Raw genomic sequence first — 21,204 nt, forward strand, 5'->3', positions numbered from 1 at the left:
TCACCAGCCCGACGCGGTGTAGACGACGGCGCGTGCCGAACGGTCGCCCCAGGCCAGCTCCCTCAGCAGGGCCGCGGTGCCCTCGTCCGGGTCGATCAGCCGCACGCCCCGGCGGGCGTACTCCCGGCCGAGTTCCTCGCCGACCATGCCGGTGTGCGGGCCGGACGGCGCCCAGGGGCCCCAGTGCACGGTGAGCGCGCGGTGGCCGGTGCGGGCGGCCCAGTCGGCGCCGAGGCGTTCCAGGGCGTCGTTGGCGGCGGCGTAGTCGGCCTGGCCGCGGTTGCCGAGCACAGCGGCGATGCTGCCGAACAGCACCGTGAAGCCCGGCCCGTCGGGCAGGTCCTCCAGCGCGGCGAGCAGGGCGGCGGCGCCGGCCGTCTTCGTGCCGTAGACGCGCCGGAAGGACTCGGGGGTCTTGTCGGCGATCAGCCGGTCCTCGATGACCCCGGCGGCGAAGACCACCCCGTCGAGCCGGCCGTGTTCGGCGTGGATCTCCTTGACCGCCTGGAGCGCGGCGTCCCGCTCACGGAAGTCGACCGAGCGGTAGCGGGCCCCGCTGCCGAGGGCGGTCAGCTCGGTGAGCGTCGCGGTGATCTCCCGCTGGGCGAGGATCAGTTCGGCGGCCCGGTTGACCTCGGCGGGCGTGCGCGAGCCCTGTGCGGCGAGGACGGTGCGCAGTTCCACGGCGGTACGGGCGGCGGCGGTCTCCGGGGGCTCCGGCGCGGTGGGTGCCGGGGTACGGCCCAGCAGCTCCAGGCGGCAGCGGCTCGCCGCGGCCAGCGTGGCGGCGAACCTCGCGGTGATGCCACGGGCGCCGCCGACCAGCAGCACGACGGAGTCCCGGTCGAGCCCGAGCGCGGCGGCCTCGGCGGCACCGACGCCGGCCGGTCCGGCACCGGTGCTGCCGAGCGGGCCCAGCGGCGCGGGCACCAGCTCCAGGCCGTGCCGCCGGCCGGTGGCGGTGCGCAGCACGACGGGGGCGGGGTCGGGCGCGAGCAGCTCGGCGAGCAGGGTGTCGGCGAGGGCATCGGGTGCCGACGCGGGAGCGGTTCCGGGGACGGTGACGACCCGGGCGAGGGTGTCGGGGTACTCCCGGGCGACGGTGCGGAAGAGGCCGTCGAGCCCTGCCGCCCTGGTCGCGCCCTCGCCCTCGGCCGGGCGGACGGCCAGCAGGCTGCGCGGGGCGCGCGCGAGGGCCGCCCGCAACACCGGGTACGCCTCGGGCAGCACCGGAAGCTCGGCACCGGAGAGCGCGCCCAGGTACAGGACGCCGTCGACTCGGCCGTCCGCCTCGCCGAGGAGGTGGGTCGCGTCGGCGGTCACCGTCTCGGCGCCGTGGGCCCGAAGCCGGGCGGCGACCTCGCGGGCCGCGCCCCCGCCGGTGCCGAGGAGCACGAATCGGCTGCCGGAGAGGGTAGTTGCGGGGTCGGCCGAGGGTTCCGGGAGCGGGGTGGGGCGCAGTGCGCAGCGCTTGGGCGGGTCGCCGAGGCCGGCCGGGGTGGTGGGTGCCCGGGGTGCCGTTTCGGTGGGGGGCGGTGCCTGGTCGCCGCCGGTGACCCGCTCCGCCAGCCACGCCGTCACCGCTGCCGCCGTCCTGGCCCTGGCCAGTTCCTCCAGCTCCGTGTCGTCCAGCAGCTCCGCGCCGCCCGCGATGCCCAGGCGTCTGGCGAGTTCGCCCGCGATCTCGGCCCGCTTGATCGAGTCGATGCTCAGGTCCGCCTCGAGGTCGAGGTCGGGCTCGATCATGTCGACGGGGTATCCGGTGCGCTCGCTGATGATCTCCCGTACGACGCGATCGATGTCGCGCTCGGGCTCCGGGGCTGCCGACGGGGGCTGCTCGGCAGGTCGTTCGGCCTGCGCGGCGGGCGCGGCCTGCGCGAGCGGAAGGGCAGGAACGACGGGTGCGGCGGGGGTCTGCGGCATCGCTGTGGGCGTCGCGCCGAAGTAGGTGAGCAGCACGTCGCGCTGGGCCGCGATCATCTCCCGGCTGGTGCGCAGGAACTCGGAGATCAGCGCGTCCCGGTCGGCCGGGGTGCCGTACGGCGGGTTCGTCGTCACAGTCGTCTCCACGACGCGTCGGGCCGGTGCCAGGGAACCGGCGAGGGGTGCTCCGTCGGCGGTGCGCACGAGGTGACCGTCGACCGTCCAGCCGGGCCGCCGGGGCGCCGGTGTGCGCAGCGCGTCGACGGCGTCACGGCCCCGCAGGAGCCAGGCGGTGCGCACCGGCAGCCCCAGGACGGCGAGTCGGGCCAGTGCGTCGAGCCAGCCGGGCAGTCCGCTGTCGGCGCGGGGCTCGCAGGCGACGGTGCGGTGCGGGCGGTCGCCGAGGATCTGGCCGACGAGCCGGGTGAGGACGGTGCCGGGGCCCGCCTCCACGAAGATCCGCGCTCCCGCCTCGTACATCGCCTCGATCTGGGCCGCGAAGGCCACCGGCGCACCGATCTGCGCGGCGAGTTCGGCGCGCACGGCGTCGGGGTCCGGCGGGTACGGCGCCGCGGTGCGGTTGGCCCAGACGGGGAACTCGGGTGTCCGTACCGTCTTGTCGGCCAGGACCTTCGCGAACCGCTCCCCGGCGGCGGCCACCACCGGGCTGTGGAAGGCGCAGGCCACCGGGATGCGACGGGCTCCGTACCCGGCCTCGCGCAACAGGCGTACGGCGGCCTCGACGTCCGCCGTCGGTCCCGAGACGACCGACTGCTCCGGTGAGTTGTGATTGGCGAGGACGACCGACTCCGGCGCCTCGCGGGCGCGCAGCGCGCGGGCCACGTCCTCGGCGGAAGCCGCTACGGCGGCCATGGTGCCGGGCTCGTCGCCCGCTGCCGCCAGGATGGCGCTCGCGCGCTCGCCGCTCAGCTCCAGCAGGGTCTCGGGGTCGAGGGCGCCGGCCGCGCTCAGGGCGACCAGTTCGCCGTAGCTGTGCCCGCCCGCGAGGTCCGGCTGGATGCCGGCGGCGGTGAGGAAGGCGTGGGCGGCGAGGCCCGCGATGCCGAGCGCGGGCTGTGCGGCCCGGGTGTCGGTGAGGGCTGCCCGGCGGCGTTCCCGTGCGGCCTCGTCGAAGGCGGCGGGCGGGTACAGCGTGTCGGCGTGGGCACGGCCGAGATGCAGATAGTGGCGCAGTTCGGGGAGGGTGACCAGCAGGTCGGCGAGCATGCCGGGGCGCTGGCTGCCCTGGCCGGGGAAGAGGAAGGCGACCTGGGCCCGGTGATCGCCGCCCGGGGTGGAGGCGTCGCTGCCGTCCCCGGCCGGGGCCGGGTCGTGGAGGTGTATCCCGGCCGCCGGGTCGTGCTCCCCGGCCAGCACCCGGCGCAGTTGTCCGATCAGCTCGTCCACGTCGCGGGCCACGACCGCCGCCCGTACCGGTTCGTGGGACGTGTCCGCGCGGTGGGCCGCCGTGAGCGCCAGGTCGCGCAGGCGCCAGGGCCGGCCGTCGGTGTCGGCGGCCCGCAGGATCTCCTCGACGTCCCGGGGGGCCGCGGCCGTGTCCCGCCCCCGGAACAGGAACAGCTCGGCGGGCCAGGCGTCCAGGGTCTGCTGCGGCGGTACGGCGTCGCCGTACGCGCTCAGCACTGCGTGGAAGTTGGTGCCCCCGAAGCCGAACGCGCTGACGCCGGCGAGGCGTTCGGCGGCCGGTGCCGCCCAGGGCTGGGCCCGGGTGTGGAAGACGAAGGGGCTCTCCTCCTCCGACCAGGCCGGGTTGGGTGTGTCCAGGTGCAGGGTGGGCGGCTTGACGCCGGTGTGCAGGGCGAGGGTGGTCTTGATCAGGCCCGCGAGCCCGGCGGCGCACTTGGTGTGCCCGATCTGAGACTTGACCGAGCCGAGCGCGCAGCCGCCGCGGGCTGCGCCCGCCTCGGTGAACACCTCGCCGAGGACGCGGAGTTCGGTGCGGTCGCCGACGACCGTGCCGGTGCCGTGCGCCTCGACCAGGCCGACCTCGGCGGGTGACACGCCGGCCTGGCGGTAGGCACGCTCCAGGGCGGCCCGCTGTCCTTCCGGGCGAGGTGCGGTCAGGCCGAGGGAGCGGCCGTCGCTGGCGGAGCCGAGGCCCTTGATCACGCCGTACACGCGGTCGCCGTCGCGTTCGGCGTCCGCGAGCCGCTTGAGGACCACGCAGGCCACGCCCTCGCCGAGGGCGATGCCGTCGGCGGAGCCGTCGAAGGCGCGGGAGCGGCCGGTGGGCGACAGGGCGTGCACCGAGGAGAACAGGACGAAGTCGTTGATGCCGTTGTGCAGGTCGGCTCCGCCGCACAGCACGACGTCGCTGGTGCCGGAGACGAGTTCCTTGCAGGCCACGTCGAGCGCGGCGAGGGAGGAGGCGCAGGCGGCGTCGACGGTGTAGTTGGCGCCGCCGAGGTCGAGGCGGTTGGCGATGCGGCCGGAGATGACGTTGGCGAGCATGCCGGGGAAGGAGTCCTCGGTGAGCCGGGGCAGCTGCTCCTCGAGGCCGCCGGGGACTGCGCCGTAGTAGGACGGCAGGACGGCGCGCAGGGTGGCGGCGTTGGAGAGGTCGCTGCCGGCCTCCGCCCCGAAGACGACGGAGGTGCGGGAGCGGTCGAAGTCCCGGCCGCCCTCGCCGTATCCGGCGTCGTCCAGGGCCCTGCGGGCGGCCTCGAGGGAGAGCAACTGGACCGGTTCGATGCTGCCGAGGGAGGCGGGCGGGATGCCGTAGCGCAGCGGGTCGAAGGGGATGCGGGGCAGGAAGCCGCCCCACTTGGAGGCGGTACTGCCGGACGCGTGGTGCACGGCGGGGTCCCAGCGGTCGGGCGGGACCTCGGTCACGGCGTCGTGTCCGGCGACCACATTGGCCCAGAAGGCGGCGAGGTCGGGGGCGCCCGGGAACATGCAGGCCATGCCCACGACGGCGACGTCCAGCGGCGCGGGCGGAACCGGCTCGGCGGCGGGACGGGCGGTCGGGCGTGCGGCCCGGGCGGTGAGGAGGGCGGCGGCGCCTTCGGTGACGGCGTGGTGCAGCTTCGCGACGGTGGTGGTGGCCGAGCGCAGCACGGCGACCTCGCCTGCCATGAACATCCCGTCGGTGAGCTGCCGTTCCTCTCCCACGTCGGCCAACTCGCCCGGTCCGGACCGCTCCACGCCCTTGCTGGCGATCCGCAGGCGCCCGACGTTGAGCCGCTCCAGTGCCTCCCACACCTCGCGGTCGGGCAGCCCGGACGCGCGTAACGCGGCTTCCTGGTGCCGGTAGCCGGCGGTGAAGGGGCTGGGGACGCAGCGGGTGGCGTGGCCGGGCGCGGTCTCCAGCAGCGCGGTCCTGGTGGCGGTCAGCACCTGGCGCTGGAAGAGGGGCTGGATCGCGCCGTGGGTCACGGCCTCCTCGGTGAACAGGTAGGCGGTGCCCATCAGGACACCGACGGCCGCTCCCCGGGCGGTGAGGGGTGCGGCCACGGCGGCGGTGATCGCGGCGGACCTCGCGTCGTGGATGCCGCCCGCGAAGAACACCTCGAGCTGCGCGGGCGTCCCGGCGTCGGCGCCGTCCAGGAAGTCCTCCAGTACGGCGAGTTGGGCCTCCCAGAGCGGGAAGGAGGCGCGTGGCCCGACGTGGCCGCCGCACTCGGAGCCCTCGAACACGAACCTGCGCGCCCCTGCGCGCAGGTACTGCCCCAGCAGGCCGGGCGAGGGCACGTGCAGGAAGGTCCGGATCCCGGCCCGCTCCAGCGCCTCCGCCTGGGCGGGCCGTCCGCCCGCGATGATCGCGTGCGTCGGGCGCAGCTCCCGTACGGCTTCCAGTTGGGCGTTCCTGATGTCCTCGGGCGCGAAGCCGAGCACGCCGACGCCCCAGGGCCGGCCGTCGAGCACGGCACGCGCCTCGGTCAGCATCGACCGGGTCCGCTCACCGTCGGCGAGGGCCAGCGCCAGGAACGGCAACGCCCCGTCGGCGGCGACGGCAGCGGCGAAGGCCGCCTGATCACTGACCCGGGTCATGGGCCCCTGCGCCACCGGCAGCCGGGTACCGAGCGCCCGACTCATCGCCGACCCCGCCCGCAGCGCGCACGCCGGCCCACTGCCGTCCAACTCCCCTGACCTGCCGGCCGATTCGCGCGTCCCGGCCCACCCGCCCCCGACCGGCTTCATACGCCGGGTACCGGTGCCGCCTGCGAGGGCATTGGCCTGCGATTCCCCTGCGGCCGACCCCGCGCCTTCTGCGCCGGCCGGCCGTCCGGTGCCACTGGCCGGCGGTTGCCCCGGGGCCGCCCCGCTGCCCTCCGCGCCGGCCGGCCGTCCCGGGCCACCGGCCGGCGGCTCGCCCGCGCCTGCTCCTGCGGGCAGCCCTCCTGCCCCGCGGCCCCCCGGTTCCCCCGCCCCTTCGTCCTCGGTCGCTGCGACGACCTCCCGTATCGCCGCCCGCACCCCCCGCACCGTCCCCCGTACATCCCCCCACCGCTCGGCGAACCGGGTGGCGAGGAAGCCGTCCTGGCCCACGGGGAGCAGTTGGCGGCCCAGGTCACGGGCGCCGAGGAGGGGCGCCGGCGCGTCGGGGTCGTCGGACGGCGGAGGCGGCGCGTCGGGGCCGCGGCGGCGCAGTACCCGGTGCCCGGCCAGCACCACCGTCTCGGAGCCGTCGAGCGACCGCAGCGCCGCCCGGACCGCCTCCGGCAACCGCGACTCGGCCAGCAGGGCCAGTTGGCTGTCGAGGACGACACCGGCCGCCCCGCCGGCCACTGCGGCCGCAGCCGTACGCGGGCCGATGCCTCCACAGGCCCAGATCGGTACCGTCAACTCCTCGTCGCTGAGCAGCTGTTGCAGCAGGACGAAGGTGCTCAGCTCGCCGACCCGGCCACCGCTCTCGGCGCCCCGCGCGATCAGCCCGTGCGCCCCGGCACGGACCGCCTGCCGGGCCTGCGCCAGATCGGTGACCTCTGCCAACACCCGGTGGCTCGCGGCCACTTCGACCGTGTCCCAAGGTGCGTCCGGTGCCAGGACCACGGTGTCGGGAGCCCCGTCCAGTCCGGCGAGGTCGAGCCCGCAGCGCGCGGTCGCCCGGACCCCGAAGGGACCCGGTGCCGTCCGTCTCAACCGGTGCAGCTCCTCGCGGGATCTTCGGTCCCCGGCACCGAGGTCGAGGATGCCGAGCGCACCGGCGCCGCACGCGGCGGCAGCCAGTCCGGCGTCGGGTTCTCCGAAGGGGGTGAGGCACAGGATCAGGTCGTGGGCGCGCACGGGCGAGGTCATGATGCTCCGAAGAATCGGCAAGACAGCACGGTGGGGGGTGTGCGGCAGGACACTCTGGTGCGGAGGCCCCCGGAAACTAGCGAGGGACTTACTGACGGGTCAATAAGGCCGCGCCCTTTTCATGAGCGACGGCATCGATTCGGCCAGCGCACCGAATTCCCCGCAAGGCCCGACAATCCGAGCAGGCCTCTGTGGCCGGATGGGCGGCACCGACGTCACGGGCCGCCCACCAGATCTCCACAACTCCGTCAATCCACCGGGCCGACCCACCGTGCGTTCACCCGGCGACGCCCCGCCGGGACACATTCCCGGCGTCTGTAAATTCCAGGTCGTCTCCACCCGGTGGCGCGATCCCGGCGCATGGCCTCTCGGACATCAGCCGAGCGCCGGGTCCACGCCCGCCGGCACGGAGGCGAGGACCCCCGCGACCGGGGTAGCCACCCGAGAGACGACCGGGGAGACAGCCGGGGGAACGACACGGGAGACGACGGGGGAAACGCCATGGGAGACGACCCGGGCCACAGCGGCCCCCACCGGCCCGTGCGGGCCGGCAGGCCGGGCCGGACGCGGCTCCTCCTCGTCGCCGACCTGGGCCACCCGGGTCTCGTACACCGGCGCCGACGGCTGCCCCTGCTGCCCTGGGCGCCCCGGCCTCCCGTGCGGCGTCTCCTCATCCGGCCGCCCGGGCGGCTGCCCGGCAGCCCCCTCCGAGGGCCCGGGCCGCCCGAGTCCCGGAGTCCCCGGCGTACCCGGCGCCTCACCGCCGGCGTCGGGCCCCGCGTCCGGCTCCAGCACCCACCGCTGCCCCCGCGCCCCGTCCCGCGCCGCCACCACCACGCGTCCCGAGGAGTGCCCGGCCCCCGGAGCGAGGACGAGGCCCTTGGGCCCCCGGAGGAGCAACTCCCCCCGGATCGTCAGGTCGTACGCCACCTCCCCCGCGTGCACGACGCAGCCGGAGACCACCACCGCCCGCGTTCCGGGATCGGCGGCCAGGCACAGGCCGGGGTCGACGGCGCTGCGCAGCAACCCGTCCTCCTCGTACGACCACTGCTGCGAGGCGGCGGAGGAGCACTCCGCGAGCCGGGCCTCGGCGCCCGCCTCGACCCTGCCCCCGGGCACGTCCAGGCAGCGCCCGGAGGCAAGGCTGCGCAGCCTGCCGTGAGCGATCTCGGCGGACCGGCCGGCCGGGGCGGTGGACGACGAGGCCGCGGCGGACCGCCCGCCGGCCACGTCGCTCGCGCCCGTCGCGCCGGGCCCGCCGGAGTGACTGACCGGGGCACCCCAGGTCCCGTCGGAACCGCCCCCGCCCTCGGACCAGCCCCTGGCGACGAGCACGGTGGCCAGCAGCGCGAGCGAGGTCAGCCCGACGCCCACCGCCAGGGCGGCACGGCGCCGCGCCTCGGGTGTCATGCCGGGGCCGCCCTCCACCGCCGTGCGGTGCCGCCCGCCCGCCGCCGGGCGTTCGGCGGAGGGTTCGGACGGCGCCTCCTGCGCCGCGGCGCCGTACCCCGGGCGCGAGTCGAGGTACCGGCGGGCGCCCCAGCCGAGCACGGTCTCGGCGAGCAGGACCTCCAGGCCACCGTCGAAATGGCCGAGCTGTTCCGCGGCGAACCGGCAGTGACGGCAGGCCGTCAGATGCTCCTGGACATCGGGCAGCAGGGAGCCGCCGCGCCGAATGGGGACGTCCAGGAGCCGGCTGTAGAAGCGGCATTCCCTGGTGGGCGCGAGTTCCCGGTGGGCGCGTACGCAACCGGCCCGGAATTGCTCACGGGCCTGTTCCAGAGCGGTCGCGGCGGTGGCCGTGTCGATCCCCAACAGACCCGCCGGTATGGTTATGGGCTCCGCCTCGACCTCGGTATGCCACAGAAGGCATTGAGAGGCGCCGGGAAGGGCCTGGAATGCGCGCTCGGCGAGCTGCCGCCTTTCCGGCGTCCCGGGCGTCGTCGCGCGTAGACCACGGCCTCCGTTGGGTTTGCGCAGTTCGGGCATGACGACGCACGCCCCCTCGTCCGCGGCCCAGCCGCGGACGGTCTCACGGACGGCCACCAGCAGTTGCGGACGCAGCGCACCGCCGACCGCCCCGCCCGTCAGCCGCCCGAGCACGTGATGGAAGGCGGCGGTGGCCACCAGGTGCGCCGAGGCGTCGGCGGCGGCCAGGCAGACGACGGCGTAGTCGCGGGTGGCCCGCCAGTGGCGGGCGAGCAGCAGGGCGACGGCGTGGTGCCGGCGGGCGTGCGGTCCGGCCAGCAGGGCGACGAGATCGCGGTCGGACTCCCCGGGCAGCGAACCGGGGCGTGGCGGGAACGGCGGGCGTGGGGGGTAAGGGGACTGCATGGAAACCTTTTCCTTTCCAGCCGACAGGGCGGCATGCGAAAGGGCGCCCCGTCGAAAAGCAGTGCCTGATTGGTGCATACCTGGAAGGGCGAAGGCCGGAACCGAACGCCATGACCACGCCCTCGAGGAGTGGCTCACCTTGACACAGGCCATCCAGGGGAAACAAGAACTGAGAATGCATCAGTTTCCACGCCGAGGAAATGCACAATGGTTACCGGCGGTATCCCCGTGCGTCTGCGTGACGGAAGGTCACACCAGCGTCAACTTGTGCGCGCCAAAAGCCGGATGACACACCAAATCTCCAAGTTCCCGCCCCGGCCGGCGGACGACACGCACGGTGCCGGCCACCCACAGCCCGCTCCCATGCTTCTTACGGCGCACTCTCATCCGCGTGCCCCAGCATGGCCGCATGACCGCCCCCCACTCCATGATCACCCATTCCCCGGCCCCCGGCTCCCCGTCCGCGCGTACGGTGCGCAAGGCGGTCGTCCCGGCGGCCGGGCTCGGGACCCGGTTCCTGCCCGCGACCAAGGCGACGCCGAAGGAGATGCTCCCGGTGGTCGACAAGCCGGCCATCCAGTACGTCGTCGAGGAGGCCGCCGCGGCCGGCCTGGACGACATCCTGATGGTCACCGGCCGGCACAAGCGGGCGATCGAGGACCACTTCGACCACGCCTTCGAACTGGAGCAGACGCTCGCGGCGAAGGGCGACACCGTGCGCCTGGACGCCGTACGCGATCCGGCGCGGCTCGCGGACATCCACCACATCCGCCAGGGCGACCCGCTCGGCCTCGGCCACGCCGTGCTCTGCGCCCGCCGGCACATCGGCGGGCAGCCCTTCGCCGTGCTCCTCGGCGACGACCTGATCGACCCGCGCGAAAGCCTGCTCAGCCGCATGCTGGAGGTCCGCGAGCGGTACGCGGGCAGCGTGGTCGCGCTGATGGAGGTCGACCCGGGGCAGATCCACCTCTACGGCTGCGCGGCGGTGGAAGCCACCGGCGAGGACGGTGTCGTACGCGTCAGGGGCCTGGTCGAGAAGCCTTCGCGCGAAAAGGCGCCGAGCCGTTACGCGGTCATCGGCCGCTACGTTCTGGATCCCGCCGTGTTCGGCGTCCTGGAGCGCACGCCGGCCGGCCGGGGCGGCGAGATCCAGCTGACCGACGCCCTGCAGGAGCTGGCCGCGGCCGGCACGGTGCACGGGGTCGTCTTCTCGGGCCTGCGCTACGACACCGGCGACAAGGCCGACTATCTGCGCACGGTGGTCCGCCTGGCGTGCGCCCGCCCGGACCTGGGACCAGAATTCCGCGCCTGGCTCAGGGAGTTCGTGGCGAGCCAGGAGGACTACAAGGAGGACGAGGAGGACGAGGAGAACAAGGACGGCGAGATCGGTGAGGCCGGGGGGCGGGCACGGCGCAGGGCAGCCTGAGGACATGGGCAAAGACACGGCAGGAGGGCGGCCGGCCGGGCCCCTCCTGCCCCATGTCCCGTAGGCGTCCTAGCTGTTGGGACGCAGCGTCCACACCACCGTCATCTCGCCCGTCACGGCGCCGTCCGCGCGGCGGATCTCGATCGCCACAGGGAACTCGGGGCGCTGTCCGGCGTCCAGTTCGGCCACGACCTCGGCGGCCGGGCGGCCCAGGGTCGCGGTCGCCGTGACGGCGCCCATCGCCAGCTTCTTGTAGGCGATCTCGGCGCGCACGGCGAGCGGCACGGCGCGCGAGAGCTGGTCGCCGAAAGCGGCCAGCACGATGGCGCCGCTGGCCGACTCGCCGAGCGTGAACATCGCACCGGCGTGCGGCCCGCCCACGTGGTTGTGGTACGCGCCCTGGTCCGGCAGGGACACCACGGCCTGCTCCGGAGAGGTCTCCAGGAACTCCAGGTTCAGCGTCCGGGCCATGGGCACGGTGGCGGCGAGCATCTCGCCGATCGACATCTGGTCTGCGCTCATGCCCGCATGTTACTTGTGAGTAGCAGGGCTGGCCAGTGTCGTTCCGATCACCTCTGTATCGTTGCCGCCCATGTGGCCAGGGGAACAGCCGCCGGGGAGCGGCCCGCAGCACAATCCGTACCAGCAGCCCGGCTACCAGCAGCCGAACCCGTACCAACAGGCCGCCCCCCAGCAGCCGAACCCGTACCAGCAGGGCCCCCAGCAGCCGAACCCGCAGCAGCACTACGGCGGGCAGCAGCCGCCCGCCCCGTGGGACCGGCCCACCACCGCGGCGCCCCCGCCGCGGCCGGGCGGCGGACGCACCAAGCTGGTGGCGGTCCTCTCGGCGGCGGCCGTGGTCGTCGCCGCGAGCGTGACCGGGTTCCTGCTGCTCGGCGGCAAGGGTGAGGACGAGGCCGGTCCCGGGCCGAGCACCACCTCCGCCGCGCCGACGTCCTCCGCCTCCCCGGCGGACGACCCGCGCTCGGCCGGGGGCGGCCAGAAGCCGACGGTCGCCGGGTGGAAGGTCGTGGTGAACCCGGACACGGGCATCGCCTTCGACGTCCCCGCCGACTGGCAGGTGCGCGCCACCTCCTGGGTCCACTACGTCACCGACGACGCCGACCCCGACGAGAAGATCCTGGCCGCCATGAAGGCCCCCGCCGTGCTCAAGGAGAAGTGGTGCGGCACGGACGCGGACAAGGACGGCAGGACGGACTACACCTCGCTCGCCAACGTCGGCACCCGCGCCAACAAGGACGCCGGAACGACCGCGGAGGTCGCCCGCGGGGACTCGGCGAACTGGGTCTACGGCCAGTACGCCCAGCCCAACCACAAGAAGGTCTCGACCGGACGGGTCGGCTCGTTCACCACCACCTCCGGCATCACGGGCAGCGTCGCCACCTCGCGTTCGTCCGGCGTGGAGAAGAAGGGCAAGTGCGACGTGGACGGCAAGGCGACCACCTTCGCCTTCAAGGACGCCGACGGGGCCCTGCTGTCGTGGTCCTTCGTCGGCGCCGCCGGCGTCTCCGAGGAGGTCCCGGACGCGACCGTACGCAAGATCATGGCAACGGTACGGCTGTACCACGTGTCGGATTCCTGAGCCGGCCGCTTCGGTACGTCCCCGACGAGGGCCGGTGACCGAACCGTGTCCCCGGGCGCACTAGGGTTACTGGCCATGTGGCCAGGAGAGCAGCCGCCCGGGGGCGAGCAGAACCCGCAGAACAACCCGTACCAGCAGCCGGGTTACCAGCAGCCGAATCCGTATCAGCAGCCCGGTTACCAGCAGTACCCGCAGCAGCAGAACGGGCAGCAGCAGCCGTACGGACAGCAGCAGCCGGCACCGTACGGTCAGCAGCCGCAGTGGGGGCAGCCGCCCACCACGCCCCTGCAGCAGCCGGGCGCGCCCCTGCCGCAGCCCCCGAAGGGCGGCGGCGGGCACACGAAGCTGATCGCGATCACGGCGGCCGCGGCGGTCGTGATCGCCGCCGGTGTGACCGGTTTCCTGGTGCTCGGCGGTTCGAAGGACGACAAGGCGGACAACGGCAAGGGTGGCGGGCACACGAGCCAGTCGCCGACGCAGAGCCCCACGGCCACCTCCTCCTCGGCCGACGACGACCCGCGCGGCGGCGAGGCGGAGAAGCCGACCATCGCGGGCTGGAAGGTCGTGGTGAACGCCAAGTGGGGCATCGCCTTCGACGTGCCGGCCGACTGGGAGGTCCAGTCGAGCGGCCTCGCCATCGGCTTCGAGTTCCAGAAGTCCGACAAGGACAAGGGCATCACCATGTCGGGCCTGGCCGAGTACCGGTCCAAGTGGTGCACGTCCGACGACGACAAGGACGGCCGGACCCAGGACACGCCGCTGGCCGTCGTGGGCAGCAAGGGCGCGAGCGGGGCCAAGAACACGGACGAGATCGCGATCAACACCCCGCCCTGGTGGGTGTACGGCGGCTACACCATGCCGGACAAGAAGAGCATCTCCTGGGACAAGAAGCCCACCGCCTTCACGACCGACTCGGGCATCGTGGGCAGTTACGCCTGGGCCCAGTCGACCGACACACCGCGCAAGGGCAAGTGCGTCACCGACGGCAAGGCGCTCACGTTCGGCTTCAAGAACTCGGCCGACGACTACGTGTCGGTCAACTTCTACGGAGCCAAGGGCGTGAAGGACGAGGTCTCCAGGGCGACCGTCCTGAAGATCCTCAGCACGGTCCGCCTGCACGGCACCCCGACGGCCGACTGACCGGCGCTGGCGGGCCCCGCCGAGTCCGTGTTCGGTCGTACTCCCGCGCTGTGGGGCTGCGCCACCCTGGTCGTGCTGGTCACGGCCCTCGTCCTGCTGATCCCGGACGTCCGCGCCCTGACCCGCCGCACCGAGCGGGTCGCCGCCTCCTGCGCCGGCGGCGAACGCCCGGTCGGAGGCTCGGACGAACACATCGTTCGGCAGTGCGGCACGGCGGCGCGTGGGGTTGCCCCAGCGGCTCTCCCTGACGGCAGGCCCGCTGCGGCTGCTGGAGGGCGGCTTTCCCGGCCGGGACTGTGTGCGCGCGGTCGCCGAGCACCACGTGAAGGGGGCGCCCGCGGCGGTCCGGCGCCGCCCGTCGCGGTGATCCGGGCCCGCAGGGGCAGGCCCTCAGCCGATGCCGAACGCCCCGTCGGGCGGCTCGGGCGAAGGTACGGCGTCGTCGTCCTGGACCGGCCGGGCGTCGCCGGTGAAGTCCCGCAGGGCCGGGCCGTGTTCGACGCGGGCCGGGAAGGCGTCGGCGGCGGTACGGCGTGCCAGGGCAGCCGTGTCGACCGGGCGGTGGGAGGCCACCAGGATCGCGTTGCCGAACCGCCGGCCGCGCAGCACACCCGGTTCGGCGATCAGCGCCAGCTCCTCGAACGCGGCCGCGAAAGTGGCCAGTTGGGAGCGCAGGAAGGCGAACGGCGCCGCATCGGCGAGGTTGGCCAGATACACGCCGCCGGGACGCAGCACGCGCTCGGCCTCGCGGGCGTAGGTGAGCGAGGTCAGGTGGGCCGGGACGCGCGAGCCGCCGAACACGTCGGCGATCAGGACGTCGGCCGAGTCGTCCGGCGCGGCCTCGAGCCAGGCCCGGGCGTCGGCGGCGTGCAGCGCGACGCCCGAGCCCGCCGGCAGCGGCAGATGCTCGACGACCAGCTCCAGCAGGGCGCGGTCGGCCTCGACCACGTCCTGCCGGGAACCGGGACGGGTGGCGGCCAGGTACCGGGGCAGGGTGAGCGCTCCCCCGCCCAGGTGCACCACGTCCAGCGGCCGCCCGTTCTCGTCCAGCGTGTCCAGCACGTACCCGAGCCGCCGGGCGTACTCGAACTCCAGGTACGCCGGATCGTCCAGGTCGACGTAGGACTGTGGTGCCCCGTCGACCGTGAGCAGCCAGGCGTGCTCCCGGTCGACGTCCGGCATCAGTTTGGCGGTGCCGTGGTCGGTGGCCCTGAGGACCGGTATGGCTTCGCTCACGGCACCATTGTCACCGGTTCAGCCCACGGAGGTGACCGTGCCGGCCCCCACCGTCCTGCCGCCCTCGCGGACGGCGAAGCCGAGCCCCGGCTCCAGCGGCACCTCCCGGCCCAGTTCGACGGTCATCTCCACCGTCTCCCCGGGCCGGGCGACCGCCGCCTCGCCGAGGTCGATGTCGCCGACCACGTCCGCCGTGCGGATGTAGAACTGCGGCCGGTACCCGGTGGACACCGCGGTGGTGCGGCCCCCCTCGCGGCCCGACAGGACGTACACCCGCGCGGAGAACCGGCGGGCCGGCACCACACTGCCCGGTGCCGCCACGACGTGCCCGCGCCGGACCGCGTCCCGCGGGACCCCGCGCAGCAGCAGCGCCACGTTGTCCCCGGCCTGCGCCTCCTGCATGGGCTTGCCGAAGGTCTCCAGCCCGGTCACGACCGTCTCGACGTCCGCGCCGAGCACGTCGACGCGGTCGCCGATCCGGACCACACCGCGCTCCACCGCGCCGGTGACCACGGTCCCCCGCCCGGTGATGGTGAGCACGTTCTCCACGGGCAGCAGGAACGGCGCGTCCAGGTACCGCTCGGGCATCGGGACGTAGGTGTCCACGGCGTCGAGCAGCGCCTCGACGGAGGCCGTCCAGCGCGGGTCGCCCTCCAGGGCCTTCAGCCCGGAGACCCGTACGACGGGCACCGCGTCCCCCGGATAGCCCTGCGCGGTGAGCAGTTCGCGGACCTCCAGCTCGACCAGGTCGGTCAGCTCCTCGTCGCCCGCGTCGGCCTTGTTCAGCGCGACGACGATGTGGTCGACGCCGACCTGGCGGGCGAGCAGGACGTGCTCGGCGGTCTGCGGCATGATCCCGTCGAGCGCGGAGACGACGAGGATCGCCCCGTCGAGCTGGGCGGCGCCGGTGACCATGTTCTTGACGTAGTCGGCGTGGCCCGGCATGTCCACGTGCGCGTAGTGCCGGGTGTCGGTCTCGTACTCGACGTGCGCGATGTTGATGGTGATGCCGCGGGCGGCCTCCTCCGGGGCCCGGTCGATGCGGTCGAACGGCACGAAGGTGCCGGTGCCGCGCTCGGCCAGGACCTTGGTGATGGCGGCGGTCAGGGTGGTCTTGCCGTGGTCGACATGGCCCATCGTGCCGATGTTCAGGTGCGGCTTGGTGCGCACGTATGCCGTCTTGGACATGGCTGTACCTCGAAGCCTCTCAGCCGTACGAAGGAACGCGGGACCCCAAGGACTGGCCGACCCTCCCCCTGCGGGGTCCGCCGGACGTTCCGGAGAGGGTCAGCTTCGGGCGCCGTCGACGGCGGCCACGAGGATCGGGACGGCAGCCTTCGGCGCATCCGCGACGGCGGATGCTGCGAGGAGGAAGGCGTACCGGAACATGTCGACGATCATCGCCGACGTTTTGTCCGGCGTCGAATGGTTTTTCGCCGCGGCGGAGTGGGACACACTCCGCGGTCTGACCATCGGACCATGCGGCGATCACACTCGTTCGTCGGTTACTGTCACCGGATGCCCGATGCCACCAACCGCTCTGGCGGCACCGCCACGGCCTGTTCCCCGGCCGCCGCGGCGGAGGTCGCCGTCCCCCTGCCCCGCGCGGGGCTCGCCGCCCGCTGTACGCGCGCGGTGCTGTCGCCGTACGCGCGGCTGTCGTTGCTGCTCGCCCTCCTCGCGGGTGCCGCGGTGTGCGTGCTGCTGTTCGAGCCGCAGCGGCTGCTGACGCACGGCTGGCCGCCGCAGCTCGGCGGAGCCGCGGCGGCCGTGGTGTTCGCGGTGGCGTACGGGCTGTGCACCGTGGCGTTCGTGCCGCGGCCGCTGCTGAACCTGGCGGCGGGCGCCCTCTTCGGCTCCCAGCTGGGGCTCACGACGGCCCTGGCGGGCACGGTGCTCGGGGCCGGGGTGGCCTTCGGGCTCGGCCGGACACTCGGGCAGGACGCGCTGCGCCCGCTGCTGCGGGGGCGCTGGCTGAAGGCGGCCGACGGGCAGCTCAGCCGGCACGGCTTCCGTTCGATGCTGGCGGCGCGGCTCTTCCCGGGGGTGCCGTTCGCGGCGGCGAACTACTGTGCCGCCGTGTCCCGGATGGGCTGGCTGCCGTTCCTGCTGGCCACGGGGCTGGGCTCGATCCCCAACACCGCCGCCTACGCGGTCGCCGGGGCCCGGGCCTCGGCGCCGACCTCGCCGGCCTTCCTGATCGCGATGGCGTGCATCGCCGTACCGGCGCTCGCGGGCACGGTGGTGGCCTGGCGCAAGCGCCACCACCTGCGCGGCCGCTGAGCCGCCGCGCCTCTCGCCGTACCGTCAGACCCTTTCCAGGATCATCGCGTTGGCGAGTCCGCCCGCCTCGCACATGGTCTGCAGGGCGTAGCGGGCGCCGCGCTCGCGCATCGCGTGGACGAGGGTGGTGGTCAGCCGGGTGCCGCTGGCGCCGAGCGGGTGACCGAGGGCGATGGCGCCGCCGTGCACGTTGACCCTGGCGAGGTCGGCGCCGGTGGCCTGCTGCCAGGCGAGGACCACGCTGGCGAAGGCCTCGTTGACCTCGAACAGGTCGATGTCGTCCAGGGCCAGCCCCGCCCTGCGCAGCACCTTCTCGGTGGCCGGGATCACCCCGGTGAGCATCAGCAGCGGGTCGGAGCCGGTCACGGCGAAGCTGTGCAGGCGGGCGAGGGGGCGCAGGCCGAGGAGGGCCGCGGTCTCGCTGGAGGTGATCAGGACGGCTGAGGCGCCGTCGTTGATCGGGCTCGCGTTGCCCGCGGTGACGTTCCACTCGATCTGCGGGAAGCGCTCGGCGAAGGCCGGATCGTGGTAGGCGGGCCTGAGACCGGCAAGGGTCTCGGGTGTGCTGTCCGGGCGCACGCACTCGTCGCGGGCGACGCCGTCCAGGGGCGCGACCTCGGCGTCGAACAGGCCCGACTGCCACGCGGCGGCGGCCTTGCGGTGCGAGGCGACGGCGAACTCGTCCATCCGCGCCCGCGTGAGGGACCACTTGGCCGCGATGAGCTCGGCGCTGATGCCCTGCGGGACGAGCCCCTCCGGGTAGCGCTCGGCGATGCCGGGGCCGAAGGGGTCCGCGCCGGGCGGCACGTTGGACCACATCGGCACCCGGCTCATCGACTCCACGCCACAGGCGACGACGAGGTCGTACGCGCCCGAGACGACCCCCTGGGCGGCGAAGTGCACGGCCTGCTGGGAGGAGCCGCACTGGCGGTCCACGGTGGTCGCCGGGACCGTCTCGGGGAAGCCGGCGGAGAGCACGGCGTACCGGGTGGTGTTCATGGCCTGCTCGCCGACCTGGTCGACGGTGCCGCCGATGACGTCGTCGATGAGCGCCGGGTCGACGCCGGAGCGCTCGACGAGGGCGCGCAGGGTGTGGGCGAGGAGCTGCACGGGGTGGACGTGGGCGAGGGAGCCGTTGGGCTTGCCCTTGCCGATGGGGGTGCGTACGGCTTCGACGATGACTGCGTCGCGCATGCTGCGGGCCTCCTTGGCCGACGGGGCGGTGACCGGTGCGATTACCGGTGAGTAGGAAATCCAAACTCACCATAGCTCGGTGGGTTGGAAAATCAAACCCTCCACTAGAATGTCCCCCATGGCCGCCACGAAAGACCCGCGCCCCTGCTCCATCGCCGACGCCCTCGCCCTGGTCGGCGAGAAGTACTCCCTGCTCGTCCTGCGGGAGGTGTGCCTGGGCAACGGCCGCTTCGACCAGCTGGTGCGCAACATCGGCGCCCCGCGCGACATCCTGGCCGCGCGGTTGCGCCGGCTGGTGGACGCGGGGATCCTCACCAAGCGCGCCTACAGCGAGCGCCCGCAGCGATTCGAGTACCGGCCCACACCGGCGGGCCTCGAGCTGGAACCGGTCCTGATGACCCTCAAGGAGTGGGGCGACCGGCATCTGCGCAAGGGCACCGACCTGCCCATGGTGGTCGAGCACACGTGCGGCAACGAACTGGTGCCGGTGCTCACCTGCCGGGCCTGCGGCGAACCCGTGCACCACGAGGACCTGACGGCCCACCCCCAGGCCCCGGGCTGGACGGTCGCGGGCCCGACGGCGGCCTGACACCCCGCCGCGCGCCTACCGCGCCCGGCGGTACGGGACCCCGGCGGCGGGCCGGTCGCGGACGCCCGGCCGTGCGACGGCCGCCCCGCCCGGCAGAGCCGGGAACGCCCCGGCGCTCACCAGGGATGCGCCTCCAGGTAGGTGACGACGTCCTCGCGCCGCCAGGCCCCGTCGGCCACGACCACCCGGTACCGCCGGCGGAGTGTGTCGCCGGGGGCGAGTGCCAGTTCCTCGTAGAACGCCCAGGAGGGAGCGACCCCGGCGAACGGGTCGTTGCGGACGAACCAGTGGGCCGGGTGGGCGCCCCGCTCGCCGGCGTGGTCGTTCTCGGGGGCGTGCGCGAAGAGCAGGGTCGCGTGGCCGTCGACGCCGTCGTGCTCGCCGGAGAAGGCGAGCCAGGGCGCCTGGGTGCCCATCAGCCCGGGCCCCTCCCCCTCGGGCCCGGTGATCCGGCCGTCCCGGAACGCCCGCGGGCCGCGCCAGAACAGCCCGGTGTAGCCGGCCATCTCCCGCCCGGCCGTGGTCGGGCTGCCGAACCGCAGCGGCTCCGCGCGCCGGTTGGTGACGGCGCTCGTCCAGGTCAGCGCCCATGAGCCGGAGTCCGGTTCCACGTCGTGGACCTCGATCCGCCGCTCCTCCTCGGCCCACAGCTCACCGTCGTGCGGGTGCCAGGTCAGCCGCTCGGCGATGACGGCCCGGCCGCCCTCCGCCCGGACCTCCTCGAACCCGGCGTGCCGCATCGAGCCGACCCGCTCGGGGAGTGCGAGATACCCCTGGCCATGGACATAGCTGTTGCCGCCCCACAGGTTGGCGCCCGACAGGTGCGAGGAGGTCAGCGACAGGCCCTTGTGCCAGCGGTGGTCGTTGGGCCGGTAGTCGGTGACGACGGCACCGGCGAGGGTGCGGACCGGGTGCAGGTACGGCTTGGGTGCCTCCCAGGCCGCCTCCGGGCGGTAGACGTAGGCGAACAGCTCGACGCCGGTGGCCGGTTCGGCCACCGTGATCCGGTCGCCGTGTGCGTGGACGAGACGCAGCCCGCCGCTCATGCCGGTACCTCCTCGGCCGTTCCTGGCGCCCAGCCGGGCGCGTCGCCGTGCAGGGCGGTGTAGTACGGGTCGCCGGAACCGATGTCGCCGGCCCGGACGGTCGCGTCCGTGAACGCCGACTTGTACAGCGCGGTGATCAGCTCCAGGCTGGTGCGCCCGTCCGCCCCGCTGCTGCGCGGCCGCTCCCCGGCGCGCATGCTCGCGACCAGCTCGCGCAGTTGCGCGAGGTGGGAGCTGGGCACGTCGGGACCGAAGTGGCGCCAGGCGGCGGCCCGTTCCGGGGGCACGCCCGGGGCGGGAGTGATGCGCCAGTTGTCGTTGGCGTGGCCGTACAGGTGGGTCAGTTCGACGGTGGCGCGCTCGCAGTCGATGCGGATGCGGGAGACCTCGTCGGGGCTGAGCACGCTGTTGACCACCGTGGCCAGCGCGCCGCTCTCGAAGCGGACGAGGGCGGTGGAGACGTCCTCGGTCTCCACGTCGTGCACCAGCCGTCCGGCCATGGCCCGCACCTCGCTCCACGGCCCGAGCAGGTCCAGCAGCAGATCCATCTGGTGGATGCCGTGGCCCATGGCCGGTCCGCCGCCCTCGGTGCGCCAGCGGCCCCGCCAGGGCACCGCGTAGTAGGCGGTGTCCCGGTACCAGGTGGTCTGGCAGTGGGCCACCAGGGGGCGCCCCATGGCCCGCTCGGCGAGCAGCCGCCGTACGTGGGAGGAGCCGGAGCCGAAGCGGTGCTGGAAGACGATCGCCGCGTACGGCCCGCCGGCGGTGCCCTCCTCGGCCTCGATCGCGTCGAAGTCGGCGAGCGAGGGCACCGGCGGCTTCTCGCACCACACCCAGGCCCCGGCGCGCAGCGCGGCGACGGTCTGGGCGCGGTGCAGGGTCGGCGGGGTGCAGACGGAGACGAGGTCGGGCCGCTGCTCGGCCAGCATCCGGTCCAGGTCGGTGTAGGCGTGCGGGATGCCGGTGTCCGCGCACAGCGCCTCCACGGCGCGCTCGTCGACGTCGACGGCGGCGACGACCTCCGTCTCGCCCTCTTCGGCGAGCCGGGCCAGCGCGGGCAGATGGCAGCCGCGCCCGATGGCGCCGGTTCCGACGACCGCGGCCCGGATGCGCCGCCCGGCGAAGGGGGCGGTCGGGAGTGGGGAGCGGGACATGGGCGGTTTCAGCACTC

At 74.2% G+C, this 21,204-nt stretch carries 15 protein-coding genes; 6 read left to right on the plus strand and 9 right to left on the minus strand.

All coding sequences use genetic code 11. The annotated features are described in order from the left end of the window. Both ACZ404_RS32550 and ACZ404_RS32555 read right to left on the minus strand, forming a co-directional pair. Positions 1–7,182, minus strand: coding sequence for an SDR family oxidoreductase (locus ACZ404_RS32550; protein ID WP_468446213.1), 7,182 nt, complete (start codon positions 7,180–7,182; stop codon positions 1–3). 375 nt (positions 7,183–7,557) lie between these two features. Continuing rightward, positions 7,558–9,516, minus strand: a complete 1,959-nt coding sequence (locus ACZ404_RS32555; RefSeq protein WP_468446215.1) for an RICIN domain-containing protein — start codon at positions 9,514–9,516, stop codon at positions 7,558–7,560. Positions 9,517–9,925: 409 nt separating this feature from the next. On the opposite strand from ACZ404_RS32555, the gene galU reads away from it, so the two are divergent. Continuing rightward, positions 9,926–10,942 carry a UTP--glucose-1-phosphate uridylyltransferase GalU gene (galU, locus tag ACZ404_RS32560; RefSeq protein ID WP_468446217.1) on the plus strand — a complete coding sequence of 339 codons (1,017 nt, stop codon included), beginning with the start codon at positions 9,926–9,928 and terminating at the stop codon, positions 10,940–10,942. 69 nt (positions 10,943–11,011) lie between these two features. Here the strand turns inward: galU and ACZ404_RS32565 are convergent, their stop codons facing one another. Then, a complete protein-coding gene (locus ACZ404_RS32565; RefSeq protein ID WP_468446219.1) occupies positions 11,012–11,464 on the minus strand; it encodes a DUF4442 domain-containing protein in 453 nt (150 codons plus the stop codon). 70 nt (positions 11,465–11,534) lie between these two features. On the opposite strand from ACZ404_RS32565, the gene ACZ404_RS32570 reads away from it, so the two are divergent. The 3 genes from ACZ404_RS32570 (at position 11,535) to ACZ404_RS32580 (ending at position 14,052) form a co-directional block, all read left to right on the plus strand. Then, positions 11,535–12,545, plus strand: a complete 1,011-nt coding sequence (locus ACZ404_RS32570; protein ID WP_468446221.1) for a DUF8017 domain-containing protein — start codon at positions 11,535–11,537, stop codon at positions 12,543–12,545. A 75-nt stretch (positions 12,546–12,620) separates the two neighbouring features. Further along, positions 12,621–13,685 carry a DUF8017 domain-containing protein gene (locus tag ACZ404_RS32575; RefSeq protein WP_468446223.1) on the plus strand — a complete coding sequence of 355 codons (1,065 nt, stop codon included), beginning with the start codon at positions 12,621–12,623 and terminating at the stop codon, positions 13,683–13,685. Between the two features lie 220 nt (positions 13,686–13,905). Continuing rightward, entirely contained in the window at positions 13,906–14,052 is a 147-nt protein-coding gene (locus ACZ404_RS32580; RefSeq protein ID WP_468446225.1) for a hypothetical protein, read from the plus strand. Between the two features lie 23 nt (positions 14,053–14,075). Here ACZ404_RS32580 and ACZ404_RS32585 read toward each other — a convergent pair whose 3' ends face one another. From ACZ404_RS32585 to ACZ404_RS32595, 3 genes are all read right to left on the minus strand, one after another. Continuing rightward, positions 14,076–14,921, minus strand: coding sequence for a spermidine synthase (locus ACZ404_RS32585; protein ID WP_468446227.1), 846 nt, complete (start codon positions 14,919–14,921; stop codon positions 14,076–14,078). Positions 14,922–14,939: 18 nt separating this feature from the next. Continuing rightward, positions 14,940–16,109 carry an elongation factor Tu gene (gene tuf, locus ACZ404_RS32590; protein WP_468446229.1) on the minus strand — a complete coding sequence of 390 codons (1,170 nt, stop codon included), beginning with the start codon at positions 16,107–16,109 and terminating at the stop codon, positions 14,940–14,942. Positions 16,110–16,208: 99 nt separating this feature from the next. After that, the gene (locus ACZ404_RS32595) at positions 16,209–16,376 is read right to left on the minus strand and encodes a hypothetical protein (RefSeq protein ID WP_468446375.1); all 168 of its coding nucleotides are present in this window, start codon (positions 16,374–16,376) and stop codon (positions 16,209–16,211) included. Positions 16,377–16,439: 63 nt separating this feature from the next. Between ACZ404_RS32595 and ACZ404_RS32600 the strand changes: the two genes are divergently transcribed. Continuing rightward, a complete protein-coding gene (locus tag ACZ404_RS32600) occupies positions 16,440–17,204 on the plus strand; it encodes a TVP38/TMEM64 family protein (protein WP_468446231.1) in 765 nt (254 codons plus the stop codon). 24 nt (positions 17,205–17,228) lie between these two features. Here ACZ404_RS32600 and ACZ404_RS32605 read toward each other — a convergent pair whose 3' ends face one another. After that, positions 17,229–18,398 carry a thiolase family protein gene (locus ACZ404_RS32605; RefSeq protein WP_468446233.1) on the minus strand — a complete coding sequence of 390 codons (1,170 nt, stop codon included), beginning with the start codon at positions 18,396–18,398 and terminating at the stop codon, positions 17,229–17,231. A gap of 118 nt (positions 18,399–18,516) precedes the next feature. Between ACZ404_RS32605 and ACZ404_RS32610 the strand changes: the two genes are divergently transcribed. Then, entirely contained in the window at positions 18,517–18,987 is a 471-nt protein-coding gene (locus ACZ404_RS32610; RefSeq protein ID WP_468446235.1) for a winged helix-turn-helix transcriptional regulator, read from the plus strand. Between the two features lie 116 nt (positions 18,988–19,103). On the opposite strand, the gene ACZ404_RS32615 is transcribed toward ACZ404_RS32610, so the two are convergent. Further along, positions 19,104–20,033 (minus strand): DUF6807 domain-containing protein, encoded by a 930-nt coding sequence (locus tag ACZ404_RS32615; protein WP_468446237.1) that lies wholly within the window; start codon positions 20,031–20,033, stop codon positions 19,104–19,106. Continuing rightward, a complete protein-coding gene (locus tag ACZ404_RS32620) occupies positions 20,030–21,187 on the minus strand; it encodes a Gfo/Idh/MocA family protein (RefSeq protein ID WP_468446239.1) in 1,158 nt (385 codons plus the stop codon). Before ACZ404_RS32620 ends, ACZ404_RS32615 begins: the two co-directional genes overlap by 4 nt. Positions 21,188–21,204: the final 17 nt, after the last annotated feature.

This window comes from Streptomyces sp. NPDC030798, assembly GCF_055572275.1.